Genomic DNA, 24,263 nt, shown 5'->3' with positions numbered 1-24,263 from the left:
CGCGCCGGGGCGCCGTGCGCGCGGCCCGGGACCCGGCCCGGAGCAGGCGCTCCGCGCCCCGGCGCGGACGCCTCAGTTCCCGGTTCGGGCGCCCCGGTGCTGCGGCATCCGGAAGTAGATCATCGGGTTGTCGGTGCTGGTGCGCACCGGCTCACCCAGCCCCAGGTCCTCCCGCAGCTCCAGGAGGGCGGTGTAGGGCGCGGGGGCCTTCTTGCGGGAGGGGGTGAAGAAGTCCGTGCCGTTCTCGCGCAGCCACGACAGCACCACGGCGCCCTCGGTGAAGGGCAGGGCCCGCTTGCCGTGGAAGACGTCGTGGACGCTGACCGGCGTCCCCGGGGCCACGCGCGGGAACAGCGCCTCCAGGTACCACCTGGCGAACCGCCCGTTGTGCGCGGCGTCCACGAACAGGTAACCGATCCCCTCGGGGACCTGGGACATGTTCTCGCGGACGTCGCCCTTGTGGAACTCCCACCGCCCCAGGGACAGCTCGGAGGGCACGTTCGCCACCACGTTGTCCACGATGTCGAAGGAGTGCAGCGTCCCCCCGCCGTTGTCGCGCAGCGCGGACAGGATCCACGTGGTGGACCAGCCGTGGAAGGTCCCCAGCTCCATCACCGTGTCCGGCCGCGTCTCGCGCAGCAGCAGGTAGGTGATCTCCGCCTCCAGGTCGTCCAGCTGCGGCGTCATCCGTCCGCGCGTGCGCCGGAGGAACTCGCGCTGCGCGTCCCGCACCTTCGCCAGGGGGTCCCGGTACCTGCGGTACAGGTCCCCGATCAGCGCCAGGTCGATGTCTCCCATACCGTCCCCACTCCAGTGTCGCTCGATGGTCGCTCTCCGTGAACGCGGGCTTCAACTTACCCGCGACCCGGGGCCCCACACCGCTTCCCGACGCCCTTCCCGGCGCGATTCCCGGACATTCTCGCTCATCCTCCTCCCCAGGTAGGAGGCTCCGCCGCCCGGACGGCCCCGGCCGGTCCGCGGGAGGGGCGCGTATTTCCTCCTCCGGACCGAGGCGCCGTGCGCGGGGCCGACCTAGTGTCGGGAGCGTCGGCAGGGAAGAGGAGACCGCCGGGACCCGCCCGGCGCACGACGGGGAGGACCGATGGCCGCCACCGGCGGGACGGGCGCGACGGCCCGGACGGACGCGAGCACCGCCTCCGGCGTCCTGGACGCGGCCCTGGCCTGGCTCACCGACCACGCCGAGTGGTTCGGGCCGCGCTGGGACGACCACTTCCCGCCGCGCGACTTCGCCGGGTCCACCGTCATGGAGCTGCTCATGCTCTGCCGCCTCCTGCGCCGGACGGACCCGGCCCCGCCCGGAGCCGCGGAACTGGAGCGCGCCGCCGCTGACCTGGCCCGGGACGCGGTCGCCGCGACCACCACCGGCGGGGAGGGCGAGAACCCGCCCTACCGGCTGTGGACGGCGGCGCTGCTGGCCGACCTGGGCCGTCCGGCGGACGGGCCCCTCGCCGACGCCCGAGCCTCCGCCGGGCGGCGGCCCCCGCGGCTGCCCGGCGCGGGCGCCTCACCGGTCCTGGCCCTGGAACTGCGCCACATCCTCGACCTGGCCGGGCTCGCCGCCCCCGCGGACCTGCCCGGCGCCGCGCCGCTCTACGAGGCCTGCCTGGCCGAGCACGCGGGCGGCACCGGCGAGTACGACGCCTACGGGGTCACGCACGCCGTCCTGTACGCCACCGACTTCGGGGCCCGGCCGCTGCCGGGGAACGCCGCGCGCACGGGGCGTGTGCTCGACGGTCTGCTGCGCGCCTACCTGGACGAGGGACACCTGGACCTGGCCGCCGAACTGCTCCTGTGCGCGCGGATCGTCCGAGGAGGGCCCTTCGCGCTGGAACGGCGCGCCTGGGAGCGGCTGGCCGGGGCCCAGCGCCCCGACGGCTCCCTGCCCGGCCCGCCCTTCGACGCCGGGGTCCTGGCCGGGCGCACGGGGGAGCGGGCCACCGCCTACGTCTTCCGCACCTGCTACCACACGACCCTGGTCACCGCGATGGCCGCCGCACACGCCGGGGCGTCCGCGCGCCCGTGAGCGCGGGCCCCCGCGACGAGAGGAGCACGTCCATGGCCGACGCCCCGACACCGTCGGCGTGCCCTGTGAGCCTGCCCACCGCGCGTGAGCACGCCCTGGACCCGCCGCCCCGCTTCGCCGAACTGCGCGAGAGGTCGCCGATCACCCGGCTGGCCCTGCCCGACGGGACGGAGGGGTGGCTCGTGACCGACTACGAGCTGGCCTGCGACGTCCTGGTGGACCAGCGCTTCAGCGCGCGGCAGGACATCCGCGTCCCGCCGCCGGGGCAGGCTCCGGCGCCTCCGGCGGCGCCCGGCTTCTTCGTGCGGATGGACGCGCCCGAGCACACCCGCTACCGCAGACGCCTGGCCGGGCAGTTCACCCGGCGGCGGATGCTCCTGCTGGAGTCGCGCATCGGGGAGATCGCCGAGGAGCACGTGGAGCGCATGCTCTCGGCGGGCGCGCCCGCCGACCTGGTGGCCGACTACGCCCTGCCGCTGCCGTCACTGGTCATCTGCGAGCTGCTCGGTGTGCCCTACGGGGAGCGCGAGCGGTTCCAGTGCGACACGGCGGTCGCCTTCGACGTGGGACAGCCCCGGGAGCGGGTCTCGGCGGCGCTCGCCGACCTCAACGCCTTCCTGGCCGAGCTGGTGCGCCGCAAGCGCCGCGAACCGGGGGAGGACCTGCTCAGCGGGCTGCTGGACGCCCCGGACCTGACGGACGGGGAAGTCGCGGCGATGGCCTTCCTGCTGCTGGTCGCCGGGCACGAGACGACGGCGAGCATGCTCGCCTTGGGCGCGTTCGCCCTGCTCACCCACCCCGGGCCGTGGCGCGGGGCGCTCACCGGCACCGACCCGAAGCCGATGGCGCGGCTGGTGGACGAGCTGCTGCGCTACCTGACGATCATGCAGTTCGGGGCGATGCGGGTGGCACGCGAGGATTTGGAGGTGCGCGGGGAGCGCGTCCGGGCGGGGGAGGCGGTCGTGGTCTCCCTGTCCGCCGCCAACCGCGACCCGCGGGCCTTCCCCGGGCCCGACGTGCTCGACCCGGGGCGGGAGCGCCCCATGCACCTGGCCTTCGGCCTGGGCGCCCACCACTGCCTGGGCCACCAGTTGGCCCGGACGGAACTGCGGCTGGGGTACGGCACGCTGTTCCGGCGGATACCCGACCTGCGCCTGGCCGTCCCGCCGCACAGCGTTCGTATGCGCGACACCTCCGCCGTCTACGGGGTGCACTCCCTTCCGGTCGCCTGGGGCGGATGAGGAGCCGTCCTTTGGGGACGGGATTCCAGAAAGAGGGGAATTCCCCGTCCGATACCCACGGCGATATCCTATGGAAAAGGAAATGGTTACGGCTCGAAGCCTCCGGGAACAGTGCGGCCTGCCCGGGCGCGATTGCCCGCGGGGCAGGAAATGAGGATCCCGGCGCGATGCTCGGACCTCTGTGCTCCGTGAACACGGGCCGTGACCGTTTTTTTCGGTTTTATTCTCCGCTGGCCACATGCGGCCAAGGGCGAAGGGTTTGTCTGTAAGGTATCGGGGATTTAAGGACGGCTGGCTTCTTTCCAATGGACAACTCCGGGTTCCCCCGCCCCCACGCCCCGGAGGTTTCGCACGAAAAGGGGACAGGTCAACTGATTACCCGCGTACTGATTATCGGTGACCAGGACGTAGTGAGGCTGGGACTGTGTACGGCCTTCGGAGCGACGGAAGACATCAAGGTGGTCGGAACGACCGGCGACCTGCGAGCGGCGGTGGCCAGGGCACGGCAGCTCCGTCCCGACGTGGCCGTCGTCGACATGGCGGCGCTGGGGGAGAGGGGGAACGAGGTGGTCCGCGAGCTCTCGGAGCTGGACGACCCCCGCGTTCGCGTCCTCGCCCTGGCGGTGCCCAACGACAGGGACAACCTCGTCAGCTGCCTGCGGGCCGGTGCCTGCGGCTACATCCTCACCGGAAGCGACATGTCCGTCATCACCGACGCCGTGCGCTCGCTCCGGGAGGGGCACACCGTGCTCGATCCGGCCGTGGTCGGCACGGTCGTGGAGGAGTTCGTGCGCTACGAGGCGGCGGTGTGCGTCGGGGCGGACGACCCGGACTCGTGCTGGAAGGAGCAGTTCACCGACCGCGAGAAGGACGTGGTCGCGCTGGTCGCCACCGGCGCCAGCAACGCCGAGATCGCCGGGGTCCTCGGACTGTCCGAGACGACCATCAAGTCACACGTGTCCAGCGTCCTGGCCAAACGGGGACTGCGCAACCGCGTCCAGCTGGTGGTCTGGGCCTTCCGGAGCGGACTCGTCCCCGTCCGGGGCGGGGACGCGGTGGTCTAGCGCGGTCGGCGTCCGCCGCCGGAGGCGGGAGGGTCGGCCGACCAGACGCGCGGTGCCGGTGGAGGGCCGCCGCGCGACCCCCTGACCCCGGGTGCCCCGTTCCTCAGGACTCCTCCGCGCCCCGGGCGGAGCGCGACTCCACCAGGACCCGGACGCCGTCCAGGACGCGTTCGAGACCGAACGCGAACTCGTGGTCGGACGAGTAGACCGTCCTGTGCTCCCTGCCCACCGTGCTGCCCACCCGCGAGGCGAGCGGGTAGTCGCTGTCCCGCGTGAACGCGGCGAGCAGCGGGCCGTGGGTGCTCCACCACTGGCCGTCCGTCATCCCCGTGGCCCGTTCGGTCTCGCTGACCGCAGCGGCCTGGCTGGCGGCACCCTCCGCGTAGCTGTTGACCAGGCTGACCGTGGAGTCCATCTCGACGTCGGACAGGCCCAGGCCGTCCACGGCGGACAGCTCGTACTCGTACTTGGCGATGAGGTGGGGGCCCAGGAGGCGGCCCCGCGGGGTCTGGAGCATCCAGGGGTGGCGCAGGAGCAGCCGCCAGTTCGCGTACGCCACCGCGCTAAGCCGTTCGCGCCAGTGCTCGGGGCGCTCGCCGTCCGCGTACATGTCGGCGTAGGCGGCGTCGAGCATGAGGTCGACCAGCTCGCCCTTGCCGGGCACGTAGGTGTACAGGGACATGGTCCCCACGCCCAGGCGTTCGGCGACCTTGCGCATGGACAGCGCGGCGAGCCCGTCGGTGTCGGCCATCTCCGAGGCCACGGCCACGATCCGGTCCACGCTCAGGTCCGGTTTGTTGCGGCGGCTGACGGGCTCCTGGGTCCGCCACAGCAGGGCGAGACTGCGCGCGGGGTCGCCGCTCTTGGTGTACTGCGTGGGCATCGGCCGTCCTGCTCTCGGTCCGGTGTCCGGCCAGTCTAGGGCGTGTTCCACGGGCGCACACCCCGCAGCGGGGCGTCGCGGGGGAGGCCGGGGCGTCGGGGGGTTCGGCAGGGCCGGACCGCGTCCGGCCGGGGGAGCGCCCCGGCCGGACGCGGCGGTCCGCGGGTCGGGCCTGCGGATCAGGCCCGAGGGCGGAAGGCGTCCGCCGGGGGTGTCATCAGGACCGTCGTCCCGCGGTCAGTCCCGCGGGCGGAAGGCGTCCGCGTTCTCCGCGACCCACTCGGCGAAGGTGCGCGCGGGCCTGCCCGTGACCCGCTCGACGGTGTCCTGGACCCTGGTGCCGACCTCGGGCGGGTCGGTGGCCAGCTGGAGGCCGAAGGCCACGTACTCCTCGTCGTGGCCCAGGGCGCGCAGCCGCTCGGCCTCCTCCTCCAGGGTGAGGCGGACCATCCCGACCTCGCGGCCGATCCCGCGCGAGAGCACGGCCACCCGCTCCGCCGGGGTCAGCGCCTCGGGACCGGTGAGGGGGTAGGCGCGGCCGCCGTGGCCGTCCCCGGTGAGGGCGGTGACCGCCACGGAGGCGATGTCCGCCTCGTGGACCAGGGCGCTCGGCGTGGTGCGAACCTCCCGGACCACGCCCTCCGCGCGCACGGAGCCGGCCCATTCCAGGGTGTTGGCCATGAACTCGACCGGCTGGAGCAGGGTCCAGGCCAGGCCGCTCGCGGCCAGGGCCTCCTCCACCGGTCCCGGATAGAAGTCGCACAGCACCGACACCCTGCGCACGCCCGCCTTCGCGGCGAGTTCGACCAGGCGCGGCGCCGAGGTGAGGGGGCTGTAGTCGTCCCCGCCGAAGGTGATCAGGTGCAGCCCCGTGACCCCTTCGAGGTGCGGGGCGAGGCCGTCCGGGTCGGTGAGGTCGCCGCCGACGACCTGCGCGTCCTCGGGCAGGCGGGCCCGGCCGGGGGAGCGGGTCAGCGCGCGTACGGGGTGCCCGGCGTCAAGCAGCTGCCCGACGACGTGGCGGCCGACGTTGCCGGTGGCTCCGGCGACGAGGAAGGTCATGGCTCTCCATCCGTTCAGTGGGGGATTCTGGTTTCCGTAAGGCGTACAGTACGGCGTACGGGAACAGTGCGCAAGGGCGGCCCGGGTGTCCGAGGAGGAGCGCGAAACCCTGGGCGTCAGCGTGCCTTCGCGTTCGGTCCAGGGCGCTCGGGCCCGGGCGGCGCCGGTGTCAGGACGCGCGGACGAAGGCGCCCCGGGCGGCGGCCTCGGCGGTGACCAGGGCGCCCAGGTCCAGGTCGGCGGACGTGACGGGTTCGCGGCTGACGAAGAGGCGGTAGTAGACCGGTGCGATCGCCGAGCGCACCACCTCCTCGGCGTCGGTGCCCTCGGGGGCCTCGCCCCGGGCGACGGCCTCGGTCACCAGGACGGCGGCGCGCGCGTGGCGGTCGGCCATGAACACGCGCAGTGCCCCGGCCACGCGCGGGGAGGCGAAAGCGGCCGCGATGGAGGCCGCGGACATCGCGCCCTCGGGGGCCTCGGTGAAGCCGTGCAGCACGGTCGCGTTGAGGGCCCGCAGATCGGTGCGCAGGGAGCCGGTGCGCTCGGGCTCCCAGTCGCGGGTGGTGGACCACTCCAGCGCCGCGGACAGGAGTCCGTCCACCCCTCCCCAGCGGCGGTAGACGGTGGCCTTGTGTACGCCGGAGCGGGTGGCGACGCGTTCGGCGGTGAGTCCGGCGTAGCCGTGTTCGCCCAGTTCGTCGAGGGTGGCCTGGAGTACGGCGGCGGTGTTGCGCGCGGTGCGGCCGCCGGGTCTGGCGGCGCCCGGAGTTCCCGTGTCAGAGGTCATAACGCAACTCTAGTTGCATTTGCTCTCTTCGTGTGCCATGCTCCTTATCGCGACAACAGTCGCATCAAGCTCTCTCGAAGGAGGAGATCACGATGGGCCGATTCCGCCGCACCCAGGGTCCCCGGCAGTTCTCCACCACCATCGAGAGGTCCGCATGTCTTCTGCCTTCTCCGTCGTCTGCACGGGACTGTCCTTCGCCTGGCCCGACGGCACGCCCGTCCTGACCGGCCTGGACGCCGCCTTCGGTGCCGGGCGGACCGGGCTGGTCGGCCGCAACGGCAGCGGCAAGTCCACCCTGCTCCGCCTCGTCGCGGGGCGGCTGACCCCGGCGTCGGGCGCGGTGTCCGTGGACGGCGACGTCGGCTACCTGGACCAGGGGCTCACCCTGGACACCGGCCGCACCGTCGCCGAACTGCTGGGCGTCGACCGGGCCCGCGCCGCGCTGCACGCCATCGAGGAGGGCGAGGCCACCGAGGCGAACTTCGCCGCCGTCGGCGAGGACTGGGACGTGGAGGAGCGCGCCCTGGCCCAGCTCGAACGGTTCGGCGTCGCCCTGGTTGGGGACGGCCCGCTGGACCGCCCCGTCGGCACCCTCTCCGGAGGGGAGGCCGTGCTGGTCGGGCTCGCGGGGCTGGCGTTGCGCCGCCCCGCCGTCACCCTGCTGGACGAGCCCACCAACAACCTGGACCGCCGCGCCCGGGAGCGGCTCCACGACGCGGTCGCCTCCTGGCAGGGGGTGCTCGTCGTGGTCAGCCACGACCGCGAACTCCTGGAACGCGTCGACCAGATCGCCGAACTCCGGGAAGGGAGGATGCGCGTGTGGGGCGGCAACTACTCCGCCTACACCGAGCAGCTCGCCGCTGAGCAGGAGGCGGCCCGGCGCATGGTGCGCGTGGCCGAGGCCGACGTGCGCAGGGAGAAGCGCCAGCTCGCCGACGCCCAGGTCAAGCTGGCCAGGCGGGTTCGCTACGGCAAGAAGATGTACGACACCAAGCGCGAGCCCCGCGTGGTCATGAAGCAGCGCAAGCGCGACGCCCAGGTGGCGGCAGGCAAGCACCGCATCATGCAGGAGGCCAAACTGGTCGGGGCCAGGGAGGAGCTGGGCCGGGCGGAGGACGCCGTCCGCGACGACGACGCCATCCGCATCGCCCTGCCCGGAACCGAGGTCCCGGCCGGGCACGGCGTCCTGGAGCTGGTCACCCCGGGCGGCGGGCGGCTGTACCTGCGCGGGCCCGAACGGGTGGCGCTGGTCGGGCCCAACGGGTCCGGCAAGACCACCCTGCTACGGGCGGTGGTCGGCCGGGGGCGCCACCCGCAGGCCGAGGTGGTGCACGCCGCCGACCGGATCGGCTACCTGCCGCAGCGGCTGGACGTGCTGGACGACGGCCTGAGCGTGCTCGACAACGTGCGCGCGGCGGCGCCCTCCGCCACGCCGCACCGGGTGCGGGCCGGTCTGGCCCGCTTCCTCATCCGCGGGGACCGGGTGGAGCAGAGGGCGGGCGACCTCTCCGGCGGCGAGCGGTTCCGGGTGGCGCTGGCCCGGCTGCTGCTGGCGGACGAGCCGCCCCGGCTGCTGGTGCTGGACGAGCCCACCAACAGCCTCGACCTGGACAGCCAGCGGCAGTTGGCCGAGGCCCTCGCGGACTACCGGGGCGCCCTGCTGGTGGCCAGCCACGACCACGCGTTCCTGCGCGAGGTCGGGGTAAGCCGCTGGTGGCGAACCGAGCGCGGGCGCGCCCCGGTGGAGGCGTCCGGGGCCGACTGACCGGGGACGGCGGCGGGGCTCAGGAGGGCTTGGCCGGGCAAGCGACCAGGTGGTCGTCGACCACGCCCACGGCCTGGAGGTAGGAGTAGACGATGGTGGTGCCCACGAAGGTGAAACCGCGCTTTTTCAGGTCCTTGCTGACCCGGTCCGACAGAGGGGTGCTCACCGGGACCTCGGAGGGTTCGGCGAAGCGGTTGACCACGGGGGTTCCGTCCACCCAGCCCCACAGGTAGGCCGCGAAGGTGCCGTACTCCTCGCGCACGCCCCCGAAGGCCCGGGCGTTGCGGGGGAGCGAGGCCACCTTGAGCCGGTTGCGGATGATCCCGGCGTCCTGGAGGAGCCGGTCGGTGTCCTCCTGGCCGTACTGTGCGATCCGGTCCCGGTCGAAGCCCTCCAGGGCCCGCCGGTAGTTCTCCCGCTTGTTGAGCACGGTGGACCAGGACAGCCCGGCCTGCGCTCCCTCCAGGACGAGCATCTCGAACAGGTGCGCGTCGTCGCGGGAGGGCCTGCCCCACTCGTGGTCGTGGTAGTCCCGCATCAGCTCGGAGGACCCCCGGGCCCAGGCACAGCGCTGGTCGGACATGGCAGCTCCTCGGGGCCGGCGGCGGTGGTCGCCTCCATGGTGCCGCAGGTCGGCGACACTCCGGGGGTGGCCTCCGGTCTGGGTGCGTTGTGCGGGTGTCTCGCTGGTCGCGGTCCTGGGCAATGGGGCGAGTCCGCCGGTCCTGTGTGTGAAACCATGGGTCGGTTCGGACCTGGCTCTGTGGGTGAAATGTCTGTTTCTCGGGAAGTTGGAAATTTGGCTGCTTGCCGCTGGTAAGTTTCCAGGTCAGTGACTGTGCTCCCCGCGCACGCGGGGATGGTCCCACCCGGTTCAGGGCGGCGGCGTTCTTCTTGCCCGTGCTCCCCGCGCACGCGGGGATGGTCCCCGCAGGGCTACACCACGGGCAGCGACGAAGAGGTGCTCCCCGCGCACGCGGGGATGGTCCCAGAGTGGCGTGGCGGAAGCGGCCCAGGACCAGGTGCTCCCCGCGCACGCGGGGATGGTCCCCCACCCGCCACCGGGGCGAGGGGGGCGAATGAGTGCTCCCCGCGCACGCGGGGATGGTCCCCATTGGTGTGCCCCTCAGGTACCTTCGCTCCGGTGCTCCCCGCGCACGCGGGGATGGTCCCTTCCGGCTGCAGACCAGGTGGTGCTGTACGCGGTGCTCCCCGCGCACGCGGGGATGGTCCCATGGGCGACGTCCAACGTCTGGCACACCTGGCGTGCTCCCCGCGCACGCGGGGATGGTCCCAAGAACTCACCCGGCCTGCTGGGCACGGTCGCGTGCTCCCCGCGCACGCGGGGATGGTCCCCCCTCGTGCGCAGACTGTCCTGTCCGGCCTCGGTGCTCCCCGCGCACGCGGGGATGGTCCCCCCAGGAGGGGACATGGCGGACAACGTCAATGGTGCTCCCCGCGCACGCGGGGATGGTCCCGACCGCGCGTCGGGTGGGGCTGTGCTGCCCGAGTGCTCCCCGCGCACGCGGGGATGGTCCCCGGGTCCGCCCGGGCCGCCACCGCCCCAGGAGGTGCTCCCCGCGCACGCGGGGATGGTCCCTGCCCCAGGGTCAGCAGCGCGGGCTCCTCCACGTGCTCCCCGCGCACGCGGGGATGGTCCCAGCTCGGCCATGCGCTGACCGCCCTTGAAGCTGTGCTCCCCGCGCACGCGGGGATGGTCCCCGGCCTGTGCCGGTGCTGCCCCTCGGGGCAGTGCTCCCCGCGCACGCGGGGATGGTCCCACGCCCGCCGCAGCGTCTCCACCAGGTGTTCGGTGCTCCCCGCGCACGCGGGGATGGTCCCTCGGTGATCTGCTCGGGCGTGACGCCGTCGATGTGCTCCCCGCGCACGCGGGGATGGTCCCGACCTGGCGGGCGCCGGGTCGCTGGCGGTGGTGTGCTCCCCGCGCACGCGGGGATGGTCCCGCGGAGTCCTGCATGAGCTGGAGGGAGACCTTGTGCTCCCCGCGCACGCGGGGATGGTCCCCGGTCGGCCACCACCGGGTACAGGGTTTCCCGGTGCTCCCCGCGCACGCGGGGATGGTCCCTGGCGCTACACGTCGGGTATGACCGGCGACGAGTGCTCCCCGCGCACGCGGGGATGGTCCCCCGGACCGTGTGTGGCTCGCCCAGCTCCTGGAGTGCTCCCCGCGCACGCGGGGATGGTCCCAGCCCTAAGCAAGTGGCCTCCGCCCTCGTGGGGTGCTCCCCGCGCACGCGGGGCGGGCTTGAGCCGGAAGGAGCGTTCTTGACCGACACGGACGCTCCGCGTCCGGGGATTCTCGAAAACTCCAACGGTGAGGAACCCGCTCATTAGGCTCACGAAAAATTAACCGCCACCTTTCAGAGTGAGAGGTACGGTTCGCGCTATGGCAACTAGGAAGTACCTGGTAACCCTTCCGGAGGAACTAGCCGAAGCCATCCGCGCCGAGGTGGGTCCCGGTGGGTTCAGCCGCTACGTTGCTCAGGCCGTCGAGCGTCAGCACGAGCGCGACCGGCTCCACGAGTACGTTGAATGGTGGGAGTCCGAATACGGTGCGATCACCGATGAGGAACTCGCCGAGTCCGAGGCTGAGCACCGTGAGATCGAGCGCCGCCATGCCGAACTGGTCCGGAAACGCGATCCTCTTCGGAAGGCTGGTGAAGGAGCCCGTCACCGTCTTCACCTCCGACAAGGACGACATGGACCAACTTTGCGGTGACCGCGTGGTGGTCTTCAAGCTGTGAGTCGGTGAGGGGCGCACGGCGTCGCTCCACTGTGGTCTCCACGGGCCTCCGTGTTCAAGGGCTCAGGTGGTGCCGTGCCAGGATCTCCACAGGGCCGCGTAGGCGCCTCCCGCGTCCACCAGTTCGTCGTGGGCGCCCAGTTCGGTGATCCGGCCGTCCTCCACCACCGCCACTCGGTCGGCGTCGTGCGCGGTGTGCAGCCGGTGCGCGATCGCGATCACCGTCCTGCCCTCCAGCACCGCCGCGAGGGAGCGCTCCGCCGCCCGGGCGGTGGTGGGGTCCAGCAGCGAGGTGGCCTCGTCGAGCACCACCGTGTGCGGGTCGGCCAGCACCACCCGGGCCAGGGCCAGCTGCTGTGCCGCCGCAGCGTCCAGCGCCGTGCCGCCCGCGCCCAGCGGGGTGTCCAGTCCCTCCGGCAGTTCCCGCAGCCAGTCCGCGTCCACCGCCTCCAACGCGGACAGCAGGTCGGCGTCGTCGTCCTCCTCCGAGGCCAGGGCCAGGTTCTCGCGCAGCGTCCCCGCGAACACGTGGTGCTCCTGGTTGACCAGGACGATGCGGCGGCGCAGCTCCTCCGGGTCCAGGTCGGCCACGGGCACCCCGCCCACCAGCACGCTCCCCGAGTCCGGCGCGTCCACCCCGGCCAGCAACCGCCCCAGCGTGGTCTTGCCCGCTCCCGAGGGGCCCACGACCGCCAGCCGCTCGCCGGGCCGCACCGTCAGGTCGATCCCGCGCAGGACGTCCGTACCCGCCGTGTAGGCGTAGCGGGCGCCGCGGACCTCGATCCGGTCATCGGCGGGAGTCGGGGCCGCGCCCACCGGAGCCGCCACCCGGCCCACGCCGCGCACCCGCGCGAACGACGCCCCGCACCGCTGCAACTGCTCCACCCAGTACATGATCCCGGTGGCGGGCTCCTCCATCTGGCGCATGTAGAGGCAGCAGGCCACCACCACCCCCAGGCTCACCCCGCCCTCCAGGTAGAGCAGGCCGCCGCCGAGCAGTACCACCACGGCGGGCAGGGAGAACGCGACGTCGGCGACGGGGAACAGCACCGATCTCAGACGCAGGGTGCGCCGCCGCGCCCCGTACAGCTCCAGCGTGTCGCGGTCGGTACGGGCCACCCGCCCCCGGCGCAGCCCCAGCGCCTCCACGGTGCGCCCGCCCTCGGCGGTGGCGGTCACACCCGCCAGCGCCGTCGAGGCGGCCGCCCCCTCCGCCAGGTAGGCGGCGCGCGACCGGCGCAGGTACCAGCGCAGCGCCCACCAGAGCGGGGGCACGACCACCAGGACCAGCACACCCATGGACGGGCTCAGCCAGAACACCGCGGCCAGCAGGAAGAGGATCTGGACCAGGGCGGGGAACACCTCGGGGACGGCTCCGCGCAGGGTCGTCGCGATCACCCCCATGTCGCCGGACGCCCGGTTGGTGAGGTCCCCGGTGCCCGCCCGCTCCACCACGCGGGCGGGCAGGGCCAGGGCCCGGTCCACGAACTCCTCGCGCAGCCGCGCCAGTGCCCGCTCCCCGAAGCGGTACGCGCCCAGCCGCGCGTACCGGGTCAGCACCAGCTGCGCCAGCGCGCAGGCCAGGACGGCGGCGGCTAACCCGTCGACCGCTGCGACGGTGGCCCGCCCGGCCTCCAGGAGGTCGATGATCCGGCCCAGCAGGTAGGGCCCGGCCAGCCCGGCCGCACTGGCCAGGCAGGTCAGCGCGAGCGTCGCGGACAGCCCCGCGCGGTCGGCCGACACCAGCCGCCAGGCGTCCCGGCGCGCCTGGGCGGGCTCCGCGACCGGCAGCCGTTCCTCCTCCCCGGTGCGTGCCCCGTGCCCGTCGCCGACGACCTGCCCGGTTCCCGTTCCCGCCTCGGCTCCCGCGCCTGCGACGGCCCCCGCCCCTTTTCCGGTCTCCCTTACTTCCCCGGCGTCCGTGCTCCTGTCGGTGCCCGTGCTCCCGCCGGTCTCTGTGCCCTTCCCTGTCTCGGTGCTCACGACCGGCTCCCCTCGTCCGCTCCGCGCAGGACCAGCTCCCGGTAGTCCGGCCGCGTGGCCACCAGCTCCCCGTGCGTGCCCACCGCCACCGCCCGCCCCTCGTCCAGCAGCACCACCCGGTCCGCCCGCGCCAGCAGCAGCGGCGAGGTGCCCGCGACCACGGTGGTGAGCCCTTCGCGCGCCTCGTGCAGCCGGGCCGCGACCAGCGCCTCGGTGTGCGCGTCCACCGCCGAGGTGGGCTCGACCAGCATCAGCACCTCCGGTTCGGCCAGGACCGCGCGGGCCAGCCGCACCCGCTGGCGCTGCCCGCCGGACAGGTTGCGGCCCTGCTCCTCCACCGCCAAGTCGAGTCCGTCTGGCAGGGACGAGACCAGGTCCAGCGCCCCTGCCGTCCGCAGCGCCTCCATGACCTGCTCGTCAGTCCGGCCGCCGTGCACCGCGATCACCTCGCGCAGCGGACCGGCGAACAGGTACGACTCGTTGTCGCCGACCAGGACGCGGTCGCGCACCCGCTCCACGTCCATGTCGCGCAGCGGCACCCCGCCCCAGCGGGCGTCGGAGTCGGTGTAGCGGCCCAGCCGGTCCACCACCAGCGCCGCGTCCCCGGGCCGGAGCGACACCAGGGCGGTCATCGACCCCGGCGGCACCCGCGTTCCGCTCTCGGAGTCCAACAGCTCGGCGGGGCCCTCCGGGGGAGCCGCGCCGCCGCCCTCCGGCAGGTCGGGCCCGGACCTCAGCAGTTTCACCACCCGCTCCAGCGACACGTGGCCGTGGGTGAGGGCGCTGGCCGCCTCGATCAGGAAGAACACCGGCATGATGAGCACGGCCACGTAGCCGTACACGGCGACCACCTCGCCCACGGTGATCTCCCCGGCCACCGCGAGCCGGGCGGCGATCCAGGTGACCACCGCCAGGAAGACCACCGGCAGACAGGAGCTGACCGCCTCGAACCAGCTGTTGGTCGCGCCGAGCCGGTACCCCTGGCGCAGCAGTGAGGCCGAGCGCTCCCGGTAGCGGGTGGCGAACCGCTCCCGTCCGCCGATGCCGGACAGCACGCGCAGCCCGGCGACGATGTCGCCCGCCAGGGTGGTCAGGAGCCCTTCCTGCTCGCGGTAGCCGCTCTGCCCGCCGCGCAGGCTGCGCAGCAGCGGTCCCAGGGTCAGGGCGAGCAGTGGTACGCCGATCAGCACGACCGCGGCCAGCAGGGGTGACACGGTCAGCAGCAGGACGGCGACCGAGGCGTAGGCGATCACCGAGCCGACTCCCGGCCCGGTCATGGTGAGCGTGTGCGCGATCCGGCCCACGTCCAGCACTTGGAGGGCGGACAGCTCTCCGGAGGAGAGCCGTCGGGGCAGCGCCGCGCCCAGCCGGGCCGCGTGTCTGGCCATCACGCGCATGGTCCGCAGCGAGGCGTCCATCCGCACGAGCGTCATGGTGCGGTGGCGCATGATCGACACGGCCGCGTTGAGGATCCCCGTGCCCGCCAAGGCGCCCACCCACAGCAGTAGCGCGCCCCGGTCCCCGGACCGTAGTCCGTCGTCGACGGCGCGGGAGATGAGGTAGGGCATCACCATGAGGCCGACCATCCAGACCGTTCCCCAGAAGGCTCCGGCCAGGACTCGCCACGGTTGGGAGGCGATGAGCCACCACAGGTAGCGCCAGGGGCCCCGGGCGTCCGGTGCGCCGGGTTCGGGCACGCGCGGACGCGGGCCGGTGTCGGCGGCGGACGTGCGGGGGGCGGGTGCCGCCTCGGTGCCGGTCACGGGGCCTCCGTTCGGATCGTCGGACCAGGGGTTCTCGCTCTTTCACCTTCATGGAAACAGGGCCGACGCCGCGCCGGAAGGCGGCTCCTACTTCTGTGGAAAACTCCGGAGTACGCGCTTTTAACGCGCTCTCAGAAGCACCATCAGCAACATCAGAAACACCAAAATCAATCTTCACATGAGAAAACAGAGCACTCATATGCGGATGTTTCTCATAACGCGTACGTCACAAAAACCCGATATGGCCATAAACCGCAGCAGGGCGCGCATCATATGTCGGTGGCGAGTCGGAACGGGAGCGGACAGAGGGAGGCCATCGGGTCGTGACGAATGGCGCGCAGGTGCCGGACGGTCATGAGACACCGGTCGGGCAGGAGGCGCAGGCCGTGTGCTACAAGGAACTCGTGGACCCCGGCTGGTCGGGGCCGCCCGGCCGCCGACGCCCCGTCCTGCTCGTGCACGGCCCCCGGGGGTACGGCAAGTCCCACTTCGCCCTGCACAAGGCCCGTGAACTGGAGAGGCTCGGCGTCCCCCACGCCCACCTCGACCTCGCCGACGTCAGGTACCACTCCAGCGTTCCCGACGCCTTCGCCGCGATCTCCTCCCACCAGGAGAGGGGCCTGGCCCGCGCCCTGCGCTACTACGGACGTCTCCAGTTCCCCCGGCTCTGGATCAGCCTGATCACCGTCCGCCTGGAGATCGACGCCGACGCGGCGCCGGGCGACGAGGGCGACATCAGGAGCCGCAACGACCGTGCGCACGCCGAGATCACCGCCCTGGTGGACCAGGTGTGGCCCAGCGGAATGGGACGGCTGAGCAGGTTCCTGAGCGAGGCGGGCGACCTCATCCCGCCCGCCGAACTGGTCGGCGTCGACCCGCTGCCCGTCGACCTCGCCCGGTGGGCCGCCGCCGTGTCCGGCATGGGCGCCCGCGTCCTGGAGCGCGTCTTCGAGTGGATGCGCGCGCAGGGCCAGGGCGGGCAGGCCCGGGAACAGGTGGCCGACTCCCTCTACCACCTGTGGCTCCAAGCCCGCGAGCCCGACGCCGTGGACGCGGTGTCCCGCATCTCCAACCGGGAGAAGGTGGCCCGCTTCCTGAGCGAGGCCCTGTTCACCGACCTCCAGCACGCGGCCAGGCGCGTGGGCTACCAGCCCACCCCGGTCCTGCTGCTGGACAACGCCGACCGGGGCGTGGGGCCCGTGCTCCTGCGGTCCCTCGCCGAGGTCCCGGCGCCCTTCGCCCGGAGCGGGCTCCTCGGCGGCGTCGGCTTCCCGGAACCGTTCACCGTGGTCGCCACCTCGTCCGAGACGGTCGAGGGCGTACCCCTCCAACGGTTCTACGAGGACACCCGGCAGTACATGCGCTTCTCCCCCCTGGAACCGCTCGACCGGCGCGCCATCGGCGAACTGTTCTCGCGCGCCCGCTCCCGCGCCAAGGGCAGCGGTCACGTCTCCAACGAGATCGTCGACCTCCTCGCGGACTTCACCGGAGGACACCCCGGAACCACCGCCCAGCTCGCCGACGCCTGGGTCGCGGTCCGGGGCACCAGCCTGCACGCCGCCCTCGCCCACCGCCCCGTCGACCCGGCCACCAGGCTGGAGTCGGCCGTGACCGTGGAGGAGGGCATGCTCGCCACGGCCCTGGGCGTAGACCCGGACCGCCTCGACCAGCGCCTGCGGGAGGCGCTGGTCACCTGTTCCGCCGCCAGGGACCCCGACGCGGGGTTGTGGCTGAACCGGTCGGGCGAGCTCACCGAACGCGTCGAGGAGGACCGCCTCCTCGACCACCCCCTGTGGGACCGCGCTGCTCCGGAGGCGACCACCGTGCTGCGCCGCCTCCTGTCCCGCAGTCTGGCCCGGCGCCCGAGCGGAGCCCCGGGGGACTGGGACGCCGTCCACCGCAGGCTCGCCGACCACTACCAGAGCGGGGAGTCCGACAACCGGCGCTCCGCCGAGTGCGCGATCTACCACCGCCTCTGCGCGGGGCAGCTCACCCGCGTGGCCTGGCACCTCCAGGGCTGGCTCAAGGCACCCGACATCGGCGGCGAGGAGTGGGTCCGCCTGCTGCGGGGCGTCACCGCGGCGCCCCTGCGGGTCCGTCCGTCGTTCCCGCTCCTGGACGCGTGGACGCACACCTGGCAGCGGCACGCGGCCCCGGAGGGGGCGGAGGGAGGTGAGGAGACCGAGACCGTCCTCAAGCTCGTCGCGGCCCGCCAGATCCTCAACGACCCCGACCTCTTCCGCTCCGGGGCGCTCCACTCGGTCTGCCACATGGCGCTGAACGACCTCGCCGGACGGGCTCCGAAGGGAGCGGCGCACATCTTCGACGAGGCGGCGTGGCACCTGCGTCTGGTCGCCAAGTTCGGCGCCAAGGCGTGAGCGACCGCCCACCACAGAAGGGACGACCATGACCGGCCCCCACAACGCCCCCCTGTCCCCGCACGTGCCCGGCGGTCCGGGCTCCCTCGTCCGCAGGCGGCTGCGGCGCTGGTGGAAGCTGGTCGTCCCGGTGCTGGTCCTCCTGCTGTTGGTTCCGGTCGCCCTCTACTGGGACGTGTTCACCTGCGGCGGGCCCGGAAGCGGCGTGCGCCTGTCCGAGGGGCAGTGCGTGGGCGTCACCGACGGGTCGTACATCTACCACGAGGAGTACACCGAGGTGCAGGCGGCCATCGCTGAGGAGAACACCCGGGTGGCGGAGGAGGCCGACGGGCACGTCGTCCGCATCGCCCTCCTGGGCACGCTCACCTTCGGCGACGTCAGCCCCATGGACCCCGTCCGTATGGTCAGGTCACTGGAGGGGGCCCACACCGCCCAGATGCGGGCCAACCACACCCCCCACTTCGGTGACCGGAGGCCGGCGATCCAGCTCCACCTGGCCAACGTGGGCGGGCAGCAGGAGAGCTGGGAGCCGGTGGTGGACGAACTCGTGGCCATGGCCGAAGACGAGGAGAATCCCCTCGTCGCGGTGATCGGCATGGGCGTGAGCGTCAGCTCCACCCGGGACGTGGCCGCCCGCCTGGACGTGCACGGCATCCCCATGGTCTCGGCCGCGGTCACCGCTGACGGCCTGGCCCACCCCGAGACGCCGGGCCTGATGCGCGCCGCGCCCAGCAACACCGAGTACGTGCGGGCGCTGCGTGCCTACCTCGACGATCTGGAGGAGGCGCCCAGGGCGAGCCTGGTCTACGACGCCAACGAACCCGACCTGTTCGTCTCCTCACTACGCGAGGCCTACGAGAACCAGCTCGGCGTGTACATCACCGGGCACCCTCAGGAGTACACCGGCACGACCGTCGGGGACCCGCCCCGTGCGGGCCTGTTCCACACGGTGACCCTCAACGTGTGCGCCTCGGACACCGACACGGTGCTCTTCGCGGGGCGGGCCCCGGACCTCAAGGAGTTCCTCGCCTCCTTGGCCAGCCGGGCCTGCTCCGACCAGCACTTCCGGGTGCTGTTCTCGGTGATCGGCCTGACCGCCGTGGACGACGAGGAGGTGATGGGCTACCTGCGCGACGGGGACATCACCCTGGTCTACGCCTCGTCGATCGATCCGCGCTGGAGTACCGGACGGGTTCCCGAGAACGCGCCGCCGCACTACGGGTCCTTCGTGAGCGCCTTCCACGAGTACGTGGGGGACGAGGGGACCGACGCACTCAACAACGGATACGCCCTGGTCAACCACGACGCGTTCGCCGTGGCGGCCAGTGCGGTGCGGATGACCAACGGGATGGACCTGGACGGCGGCCCGCCCACCGCGGAGGAGGTGGCCTCCCAGCTGATGCTGCTCAACAGCGCCCACGAGGTACGGGCGGGCGGCGGGACCCTCGGTTACAGCGACGAGTACGGCGGGGAGGCGGTCGGCCGGTACGTGCCCGTGGTCGAGCTGCCTCTGGAGGGTGAGGAGCCCAGGGCCCACCCGCACGTCATCGGCGGTGTCGCAGGGGTGTGACTTCCTGGTTCTGGGCGGCTCGCTGATCGTGTGCCCGTTCGGCACGGTGAACGCGTGGGCCTGTGTGGAATCATCGGTTGGATCGGACTCGGCTTTGTGGGTGGAATGTCTGTTTCTCGGGAAGTTGGAAATTCGGCTGCTTGCCGCTGGTAAGTTCCCAGTTCAGCGAGTCTGATCCCCGCGCACGCGGGGATGGTCCCAAAGAGAGTTCGCCCGTGCCCGGCCGGGCACGCTGCTCCCCGCGCACGCGGGGATGGTCCCGGCGTTGGCGCGCCGCTCCCCTGCACACCCCCCTGCTCCCCGCGCACGCGGGGATGGTCCCTCCGGCCTGTGCCGGTGCTGCCCCTCGGGGCACTGCTCCCCGCGCACGCGGGGATGGTCCCGACGCCACCCGCCTGTACTACGCGCCGGTGCGCTGCTCCCCGCGCACGCGGGGATGGTCCCCGGCGACCTCGGCGCGGGCGGCGGCGACCTCCCTGCTCCCCGCGCACGCGGGGATGGTCCCCGAGGTCCCTATTTTTAGTCAATGACTAGTTGCTGCTCCCCGCGCACGCGGGGATGGTCCCGGCAACCGCCTCACCTTGCAGACCACGCTCGGCTGCTCCCCGCGCACGCGGGGATGGTCCCCAGCTGGCACCGATGAGCATGACCGCGCCGAGCTGCTCCCCGCGCACGCGGGGATGGTCCCGCCCGCCAGTTGGATGCGGACGGCAGCCTCGGCTGCTCCCCGCGCACGCGGGGATGGTCCCTCGCTCATCGGGTCACCTCGCGGACGCTCACGCTGCCCCCCGCGCACGCGGGGATGGTCCCATGACGATGTCGGCAGGCACCTCCGGTAGGCCCTGCTCCCCGCGCACGCGGGGATGGTCCCATGGAGATTTTCGACAGCCAGGCTGTGATCGCCGACAGGGAAGGCGACAGACACGAACGGCTGGGAGCCAGCGCTACCCCGGTCCGGCACCGCGCAACCGGCGCTGTCCGGGACCGGCCGATTTTCATGGCAGGTAGTGGCAGGAGGGTTACCCTCTGTGTGACCTGTTCCCCTGTGTAAGGAGCGCCATGGCCAAGCATGAGGGCCAGCCCAAGCCCAGCAGGCCGTTCGAGCCCGAACCGCCTTCGCCGGACTCCCCGACACCTGGCGGCGGCACCCGTGAGAAGCCCAAGGGATGACGGGCCCCGCGTCCCTCGCGGACGACCTGAGCCGGTCGGGGTACCTGACCGACCGGCGCTGGCACGCCGCCTTGGCCGCCGTCCCCCGGGAGCTGTTCATCCCGGCCGCTGCGATGGCCGTGCCGGTGGACGGCTCACCCCCGTACCCGATCGACCGTGACGCCGCCCCCGACGCCTGGCGCACCGCCGTGTACACCGACACCGCTATCGTCACCCAGCTCGACGACGGCGCCACCGAGCTGTCCGTGGGCGTCGGCGACTACACCAGTTCCGCGTCGGCCCCCGGGATCGTGGTCGACTTCCTGGAGCTGCTGGACTCCTATCCGGGAGACCAGATCCTGGAGATCGGCACCGGCACCGGATGGACGGCCGCCCTGCTCACCTCCGAGCTGGGAGCGGGGGCGGTCACCACCATCGAGGTCGACGACCAGGTCGCCAAGGGCGCCGCCGCCAACCTGGAGCGCGCCGAGTGGGCACCGACCCTCATCGTCGGTGACGGCACGGACGGCTGGGCGGACGGGGCTCCCTACGACGGTGTACACGTCACCTGCGGCGTCCGCACCGTCCCGCGCGCCTGGGTCGCGCAGACCCGGCCCGGTGGTCGCATAGTCCTGCCGTGGGTGCCCGGCTTCGGCCATGGCCACCAGACCCGACTCACCGTCATCGGTGAAGACTGTGCGGTCGGTCGGTTCACCAACGGCAGCACGTACATGATGCTGCGCTCCCAGCGCCCGCCCGCCCCAGCGGCCGACGAGGGCGGCGACTGGCGGGAAGGTTCCACCTTGCTCGATCCGCGGCGCGTTGTCGGCGCCGACCCGGGTGCGCACGTCGCCATCGCGGGAATGCTCCCGGGTCTGTTCGGGCATGGCGCGAACGGCGAGGCGGGCACGTTCCAGCTCTGGCTCTGGGACGGCAACGGGTCGGCCGCACGCGTGGCCTACGATCCGCGGTACACGCGGTGCGGCGTCGAGCAGCAGGGGCCTCGGGCCCTGTGGGAGGAACTGGAGCGCGCCTACCTCACCTGGGTCGGCTGGGGTCAGCCCGGCCGGGCCCGGTTCGGGCTGACAGTCACTACCGAGGGCCAGGAGGTGTGGCTCGACGAGCCCACCCGCCTGGTGGCGGCCCCGGCGTGACCGTGTCTCGTTTCGTGCAGGCTCGTCTCCCGGGGGCGGTATCTAGTAGTACTTCGTTAACTTGTGTCGGGTGGGTGCTGCTGTGCGAGTGGTCGGTGACAGGTGTGGCACACGCCGGTCCAGCACAGCAGCACCCGTTGGAGCTCCTCCAACACCTGGTACAGACTCAGACCGACGTCCGACTTTTTGGGTCCAGCCTCCGCAGGGTCAGGAACGCTTGGGCCGCGCTGACCAGCGTGACGTGGTGGTGCCAGCCCCGCCAGGTCCGTCCCTCGTAGTGATCCAACCCCAGACCGTGCTTGAGCTCGCGGTAGTCGTGCTCGATCCGCCACCGGATCTTGGCCAACCGCACCAGATGCCGTAGCGCGGTCTTCGTATCCAGGCTGGTCAACCAGTAATCGGTCGGCGCCTGCTCATACGGGGGCCACTGGGCGATCAGCGTCTGAGCGGGCAGCACCCCGTCCCAACCACCCCGGCCTCCTGCCCGGGCCAGAGCCGCCTCGCGGGCGGACTTACCCGCCAAACGCACGTCCATGACCAGGAACCGGCCCCGCATCGCCCCACGTGAGCCCTGCCGCCAGGTGCACCGGCGCAAGGCCCCACGCCCCCGCTCCAGCGCCAACTCCTTCAGCGTCCGGGCCGGGGTCCGATAGCGCGGCAGACGCGGACCCGGACCAGGCCGCTCGGGTGCCTGGGGCACCACCCCACCGGGGTGGGCGTTGAGATCACCGCGTACCGCGACCACGTAGTCCAAACCGCGCTCGGCCAGACCCTGCCGGAAGCCGTGGATCTGCCCGTACCCCGCATCGGCCACCACCACCTGGTCCTCAAGCCCCCAGGAGCGGGCCTGATCCACCATGTCCAGGGCCAGCCGCCACTTCTCCCGGTGGCCCACCTGCTCGGGCACACCCGTTTTGGCGCGGCGCTCATCGGCGGGGTTGGCCCACTCCTTGGGCAGGTAGAGCCGCCAGTTCAGCGGCACCGACGCGGTGTCGGTGACCGCGTGCAAGCTGACCGCGCTCTGGCACACCGCCTGCTTGCCCAGGGCGCCGCACCACTGGTGGGCCGCTCCCACCGACTCGGTGCCCGCTTTGGGGATACCGGAGTCATCGATCACCCACGCATCCGGATCGATGGCCCGGCTGGCCTTGGTGGCCACGCGGCGTTGGACGGGGACGTGGTCCCAGGGGGACTGGCCCACGAACTGCTGCAGCGCTTGCATGTTGCCGTCGGGCAGGCGCTCGGCCATGGGTTGGATGGACTTGCGTCGCCCGTCCAGCATTAATCCGCGCAGGTAGCAGCTGCCCCAGGCCCGGGAGTCCTTACGGGGGATGGAGGCGAGGACCTCGGCGCAGAACGCGTCGAGGTCCTCACGGAGTTCTTCTACAGCGGTCAGGTCCACGGGTCCATGATGGCGGAACCAGACCGCGAAATCATAGACTTAACGAAGTACTACTAGTCGAAAGGACGCGAACACGAGTACACTCCGTGGCGGGTGCTTAGGTATAAGCACGGGGAAGGCCCTCGACGCACGTCGTCGGGGGCCTTCTTCGTGGGCGGTCTACAGGCTGCTGGAGCGCACAGTCCCCAGGAGCGCCGTCCACTGACTGCAGGAGAACGCCAGGTGTCCCTCAGCAGGGTTCTGGCTGTCGCGAACCGCAGCACCGCTGGGCAGGTCCGCGACCTCCACACAGTTCTCGCCCTGCGCGGAGGAGTAGCTCGACTTGCGGAAGGTCAGGTGGGTGGAGCTGTGGGTAAGCATCGGCGTCCTCTACCGGTACCGGGCGGTTACTTGGTGATGAGTTCCTGCATGAAGCGGCGCGAGTCATCCACGGACAGCGCTTGCGCGTGTACACGGTCATACAGACCCTCGTAGTGTTCCAGGACCACTGAATCCTCGGGGAACAAACTGCTCATGGCCTGTTCGAGGTAGAGAGTGCTCGGGTCAGCGGGGAAGTCCATGATGACGAACTGGCCCGTCATCGCGGCATGCGGACCGACGCTGTAGGGCAGCACTTGGATCTGAACCCGTCGCGACGGCAGCTGTGCGTCAAGGAGCTTCTGGATCTGTCCGTCCACGACCTCAGGCGGAATCCTGTGAAAGGCCGCCTCGTCGATGATCGCCCACAGCCGCGGACCCTGTCCGTGCTCCATCAAGGTCTGCCGCATCATGCGCGCCTCAACCCGGCGCTCGATCTCTCGTTCGTCCGAGGTGCCAGCGCTGATGACGGCGCGCGCATACTCCTCGGTCTGCAGCAGGCCAGGAATGTACAGGCACTCGTAGGTACGAAGACGGATCGCCTCTGTCTCCAGGTCCACGTAGAGACCTGCGCCCAAGATGTCGCCGTAGTTGGTCCACCAGCCCGTTTGGGATGCCTCCGTCGCGGTGCGCACGTAGGAGGTGCGCTCCTCCTTGGAGGTCACCCCGTAGACGTCGAGGAGCGTGAGGACGTCATCGGTGTGGAGTCTCTTCCAGTCCGCGTTTTCCATCCTGGTGATCTTGGCGGCTGACCACGGCCGGTCTGGACGGAGCGCCTTCGCCTTCTTCGCGGCGGCGTCCACGGTCAGATGGTTCGCCTCGCGCAGCGCGTCGAGCTGCCGCGACAGGCGCTTTCTTCTCAACGTGGGGGAGGCGGGCAACGGCGCAGGACTCCTT

At 72.1% G+C, this 24,263-nt stretch carries 18 protein-coding genes and 2 CRISPR repeat arrays; of the genes, 7 read left to right on the top strand and 11 right to left on the bottom strand.

Features of this window, described 5'->3' with window-relative positions; translation table 11 throughout:
• Nucleotides 1-72: 72 nt before the first annotated feature.
• A complete protein-coding gene (locus AC0VX6_RS27850; protein ID WP_274975437.1) occupies nt 73-798 on the bottom strand; it encodes a class I SAM-dependent methyltransferase in 726 nt (241 codons plus the stop codon).
• 304 nt (nt 799-1,102) lie between these two features.
• Between AC0VX6_RS27850 and AC0VX6_RS27845 the strand changes: the two genes are divergently transcribed.
• The 3 genes from AC0VX6_RS27845 to AC0VX6_RS27835 all read left to right on the top strand — a co-directional run bounded on the left by AC0VX6_RS27845 (nt 1,103) and on the right by AC0VX6_RS27835 (nt 4,349).
• Entirely contained in the window at nt 1,103-2,044 is a 942-nt protein-coding gene (locus tag AC0VX6_RS27845; protein ID WP_475466871.1) for a DUF6895 family protein, read from the top strand.
• 32 nt (nt 2,045-2,076) lie between these two features.
• Nucleotides 2,077-3,285 carry a cytochrome P450 gene (locus AC0VX6_RS27840; RefSeq protein ID WP_274975435.1) on the top strand — a complete coding sequence of 403 codons (1,209 nt, stop codon included), beginning with the start codon at nt 2,077-2,079 and terminating at the stop codon, nt 3,283-3,285.
• 371 nt (nt 3,286-3,656) lie between these two features.
• Nucleotides 3,657-4,349 (top strand): LuxR C-terminal-related transcriptional regulator, encoded by a 693-nt coding sequence (locus AC0VX6_RS27835; protein WP_368045846.1) that lies wholly within the window; start codon nt 3,657-3,659, stop codon nt 4,347-4,349.
• Between the two features lie 103 nt (nt 4,350-4,452).
• Here AC0VX6_RS27835 and AC0VX6_RS27830 read toward each other — a convergent pair whose 3' ends face one another.
• The 3 genes from AC0VX6_RS27830 to AC0VX6_RS27820 all read right to left on the bottom strand — a co-directional run bounded on the left by AC0VX6_RS27830 (nt 4,453) and on the right by AC0VX6_RS27820 (nt 7,081).
• A complete protein-coding gene (locus AC0VX6_RS27830; protein WP_248772745.1) occupies nt 4,453-5,232 on the bottom strand; it encodes a TetR/AcrR family transcriptional regulator in 780 nt (259 codons plus the stop codon).
• Between the two features lie 237 nt (nt 5,233-5,469).
• Entirely contained in the window at nt 5,470-6,294 is an 825-nt protein-coding gene (locus AC0VX6_RS27825) for an NAD(P)H-binding protein (RefSeq protein ID WP_475466869.1), read from the bottom strand.
• Nucleotides 6,295-6,463: 169 nt separating this feature from the next.
• On the bottom strand, nt 6,464-7,081 hold the full coding sequence (locus tag AC0VX6_RS27820; protein ID WP_475466867.1) for a TetR/AcrR family transcriptional regulator: 618 nt from the start codon (nt 7,079-7,081) through the stop codon (nt 6,464-6,466).
• 154 nt (nt 7,082-7,235) lie between these two features.
• Here AC0VX6_RS27820 and AC0VX6_RS27815 point away from each other — a divergent pair, with 154 nt between their 5' ends.
• Nucleotides 7,236-8,846 (top strand): ABC-F family ATP-binding cassette domain-containing protein, encoded by a 1,611-nt coding sequence (locus AC0VX6_RS27815; RefSeq protein ID WP_475466865.1) that lies wholly within the window; start codon nt 7,236-7,238, stop codon nt 8,844-8,846.
• Between the two features lie 19 nt (nt 8,847-8,865).
• Here the strand turns inward: AC0VX6_RS27815 and AC0VX6_RS27810 are convergent, their stop codons facing one another.
• The 4 genes from AC0VX6_RS27810 to AC0VX6_RS27795 all read right to left on the bottom strand — a co-directional run bounded on the left by AC0VX6_RS27810 (nt 8,866) and on the right by AC0VX6_RS27795 (nt 15,356).
• The gene (locus AC0VX6_RS27810) at nt 8,866-9,429 is read right to left on the bottom strand and encodes a DNA-3-methyladenine glycosylase I (protein ID WP_475466864.1); all 564 of its coding nucleotides are present in this window, start codon (nt 9,427-9,429) and stop codon (nt 8,866-8,868) included.
• Between the two features lie 255 nt (nt 9,430-9,684).
• Nucleotides 9,685-11,054: direct repeats of the CRISPR family, unit length 29 nt; unit sequence GTGCTCCCCGCGCACGCGGGGATGGTCCC.
• Between the two features lie 238 nt (nt 11,055-11,292).
• Nucleotides 11,293-11,568, bottom strand: coding sequence for a hypothetical protein (locus tag AC0VX6_RS27805; RefSeq protein WP_475466862.1), 276 nt, complete (start codon nt 11,566-11,568; stop codon nt 11,293-11,295).
• A gap of 105 nt (nt 11,569-11,673) precedes the next feature.
• Nucleotides 11,674-13,401: an ABC transporter ATP-binding protein gene (locus AC0VX6_RS27800; RefSeq protein WP_274978282.1), complete on the bottom strand. Its 1,728-nt coding sequence runs from the start codon at nt 13,399-13,401 to the stop codon at nt 11,674-11,676.
• Between the two features lie 188 nt (nt 13,402-13,589).
• The gene (locus AC0VX6_RS27795; protein WP_475466860.1) at nt 13,590-15,356 is read right to left on the bottom strand and encodes an ABC transporter ATP-binding protein; all 1,767 of its coding nucleotides are present in this window, start codon (nt 15,354-15,356) and stop codon (nt 13,590-13,592) included.
• A gap of 323 nt (nt 15,357-15,679) precedes the next feature.
• Between AC0VX6_RS27795 and AC0VX6_RS27790 the strand changes: the two genes are divergently transcribed.
• From AC0VX6_RS27790 to AC0VX6_RS27780, 3 genes are all read left to right on the top strand, one after another.
• Entirely contained in the window at nt 15,680-17,734 is a 2,055-nt protein-coding gene (locus AC0VX6_RS27790; protein WP_274975426.1) for a hypothetical protein, read from the top strand.
• Between the two features lie 28 nt (nt 17,735-17,762).
• Nucleotides 17,763-19,304 (top strand): type 1 periplasmic-binding domain-containing protein, encoded by a 1,542-nt coding sequence (locus tag AC0VX6_RS27785; protein ID WP_475466858.1) that lies wholly within the window; start codon nt 17,763-17,765, stop codon nt 19,302-19,304.
• 171 nt (nt 19,305-19,475) lie between these two features.
• Nucleotides 19,476-20,175: a CRISPR direct-repeat array (repeat unit 29 nt; unit sequence CTGCTCCCCGCGCACGCGGGGATGGTCCC).
• A gap of 295 nt (nt 20,176-20,470) precedes the next feature.
• The gene (locus AC0VX6_RS27780) at nt 20,471-21,607 is read left to right on the top strand and encodes a methyltransferase domain-containing protein (protein WP_475466857.1); all 1,137 of its coding nucleotides are present in this window, start codon (nt 20,471-20,473) and stop codon (nt 21,605-21,607) included.
• 166 nt (nt 21,608-21,773) lie between these two features.
• Here the strand turns inward: AC0VX6_RS27780 and AC0VX6_RS27775 are convergent, their stop codons facing one another.
• The 3 genes from AC0VX6_RS27775 to AC0VX6_RS27765 all read right to left on the bottom strand — a co-directional run bounded on the left by AC0VX6_RS27775 (nt 21,774) and on the right by AC0VX6_RS27765 (nt 24,247).
• Nucleotides 21,774-23,009, bottom strand: a complete 1,236-nt coding sequence (locus AC0VX6_RS27775; protein ID WP_475464928.1) for an IS701 family transposase — start codon at nt 23,007-23,009, stop codon at nt 21,774-21,776.
• A 159-nt stretch (nt 23,010-23,168) separates the two neighbouring features.
• The gene (locus AC0VX6_RS27770) at nt 23,169-23,369 is read right to left on the bottom strand and encodes a DUF397 domain-containing protein (RefSeq protein WP_061082160.1); all 201 of its coding nucleotides are present in this window, start codon (nt 23,367-23,369) and stop codon (nt 23,169-23,171) included.
• A gap of 26 nt (nt 23,370-23,395) precedes the next feature.
• On the bottom strand, nt 23,396-24,247 hold the full coding sequence (locus tag AC0VX6_RS27765) for a DUF5753 domain-containing protein (protein ID WP_168443972.1): 852 nt from the start codon (nt 24,245-24,247) through the stop codon (nt 23,396-23,398).
• Nucleotides 24,248-24,263: the final 16 nt, after the last annotated feature.

This window comes from Nocardiopsis sp. iso_25 (assembly GCF_056173305.1).
This window is presented reverse-complemented; position numbering and strand designations above follow the sequence as displayed.

What these genes read in the sequence shown, in the direction of transcription:
- AC0VX6_RS27830 (WP_248772745.1), bottom strand. Translation starts at nt 5,232, where the DNA reads ATGCCCACGCAGTACACCAAGAGCGGCGACCCCGCGCGCAGTCTCGCC.
- AC0VX6_RS27805 (WP_475466862.1), bottom strand. Translation starts at nt 11,568, where the DNA reads ATGTCGTCCTTGTCGGAGGTGAAGACGGTGACGGGCTCCTTCACCAGC.
- AC0VX6_RS27770 (WP_061082160.1), bottom strand. Translation starts at nt 23,369, where the DNA reads ATGCTTACCCACAGCTCCACCCACCTGACCTTCCGCAAGTCGAGCTAC.
- AC0VX6_RS27845 (WP_475466871.1), top strand. Translation starts at nt 1,103, where the DNA reads ATGGCCGCCACCGGCGGGACGGGCGCGACGGCCCGGACGGACGCGAGC.
- AC0VX6_RS27840 (WP_274975435.1), top strand. Translation starts at nt 2,077, where the DNA reads ATGGCCGACGCCCCGACACCGTCGGCGTGCCCTGTGAGCCTGCCCACC.
- AC0VX6_RS27825 (WP_475466869.1), bottom strand. Translation starts at nt 6,294, where the DNA reads ATGACCTTCCTCGTCGCCGGAGCCACCGGCAACGTCGGCCGCCACGTC.
- AC0VX6_RS27850 (WP_274975437.1), bottom strand. Translation starts at nt 798, where the DNA reads ATGGGAGACATCGACCTGGCGCTGATCGGGGACCTGTACCGCAGGTAC.
- AC0VX6_RS27785 (WP_475466858.1), top strand. Translation starts at nt 17,763, where the DNA reads ATGACCGGCCCCCACAACGCCCCCCTGTCCCCGCACGTGCCCGGCGGT.
- AC0VX6_RS27780 (WP_475466857.1), top strand. Translation starts at nt 20,471, where the DNA reads ATGACGGGCCCCGCGTCCCTCGCGGACGACCTGAGCCGGTCGGGGTAC.
- AC0VX6_RS27810 (WP_475466864.1), bottom strand. Translation starts at nt 9,429, where the DNA reads ATGTCCGACCAGCGCTGTGCCTGGGCCCGGGGGTCCTCCGAGCTGATG.
- AC0VX6_RS27815 (WP_475466865.1), top strand. Translation starts at nt 7,236, where the DNA reads ATGTCTTCTGCCTTCTCCGTCGTCTGCACGGGACTGTCCTTCGCCTGG.
- AC0VX6_RS27820 (WP_475466867.1), bottom strand. Translation starts at nt 7,081, where the DNA reads ATGACCTCTGACACGGGAACTCCGGGCGCCGCCAGACCCGGCGGCCGC.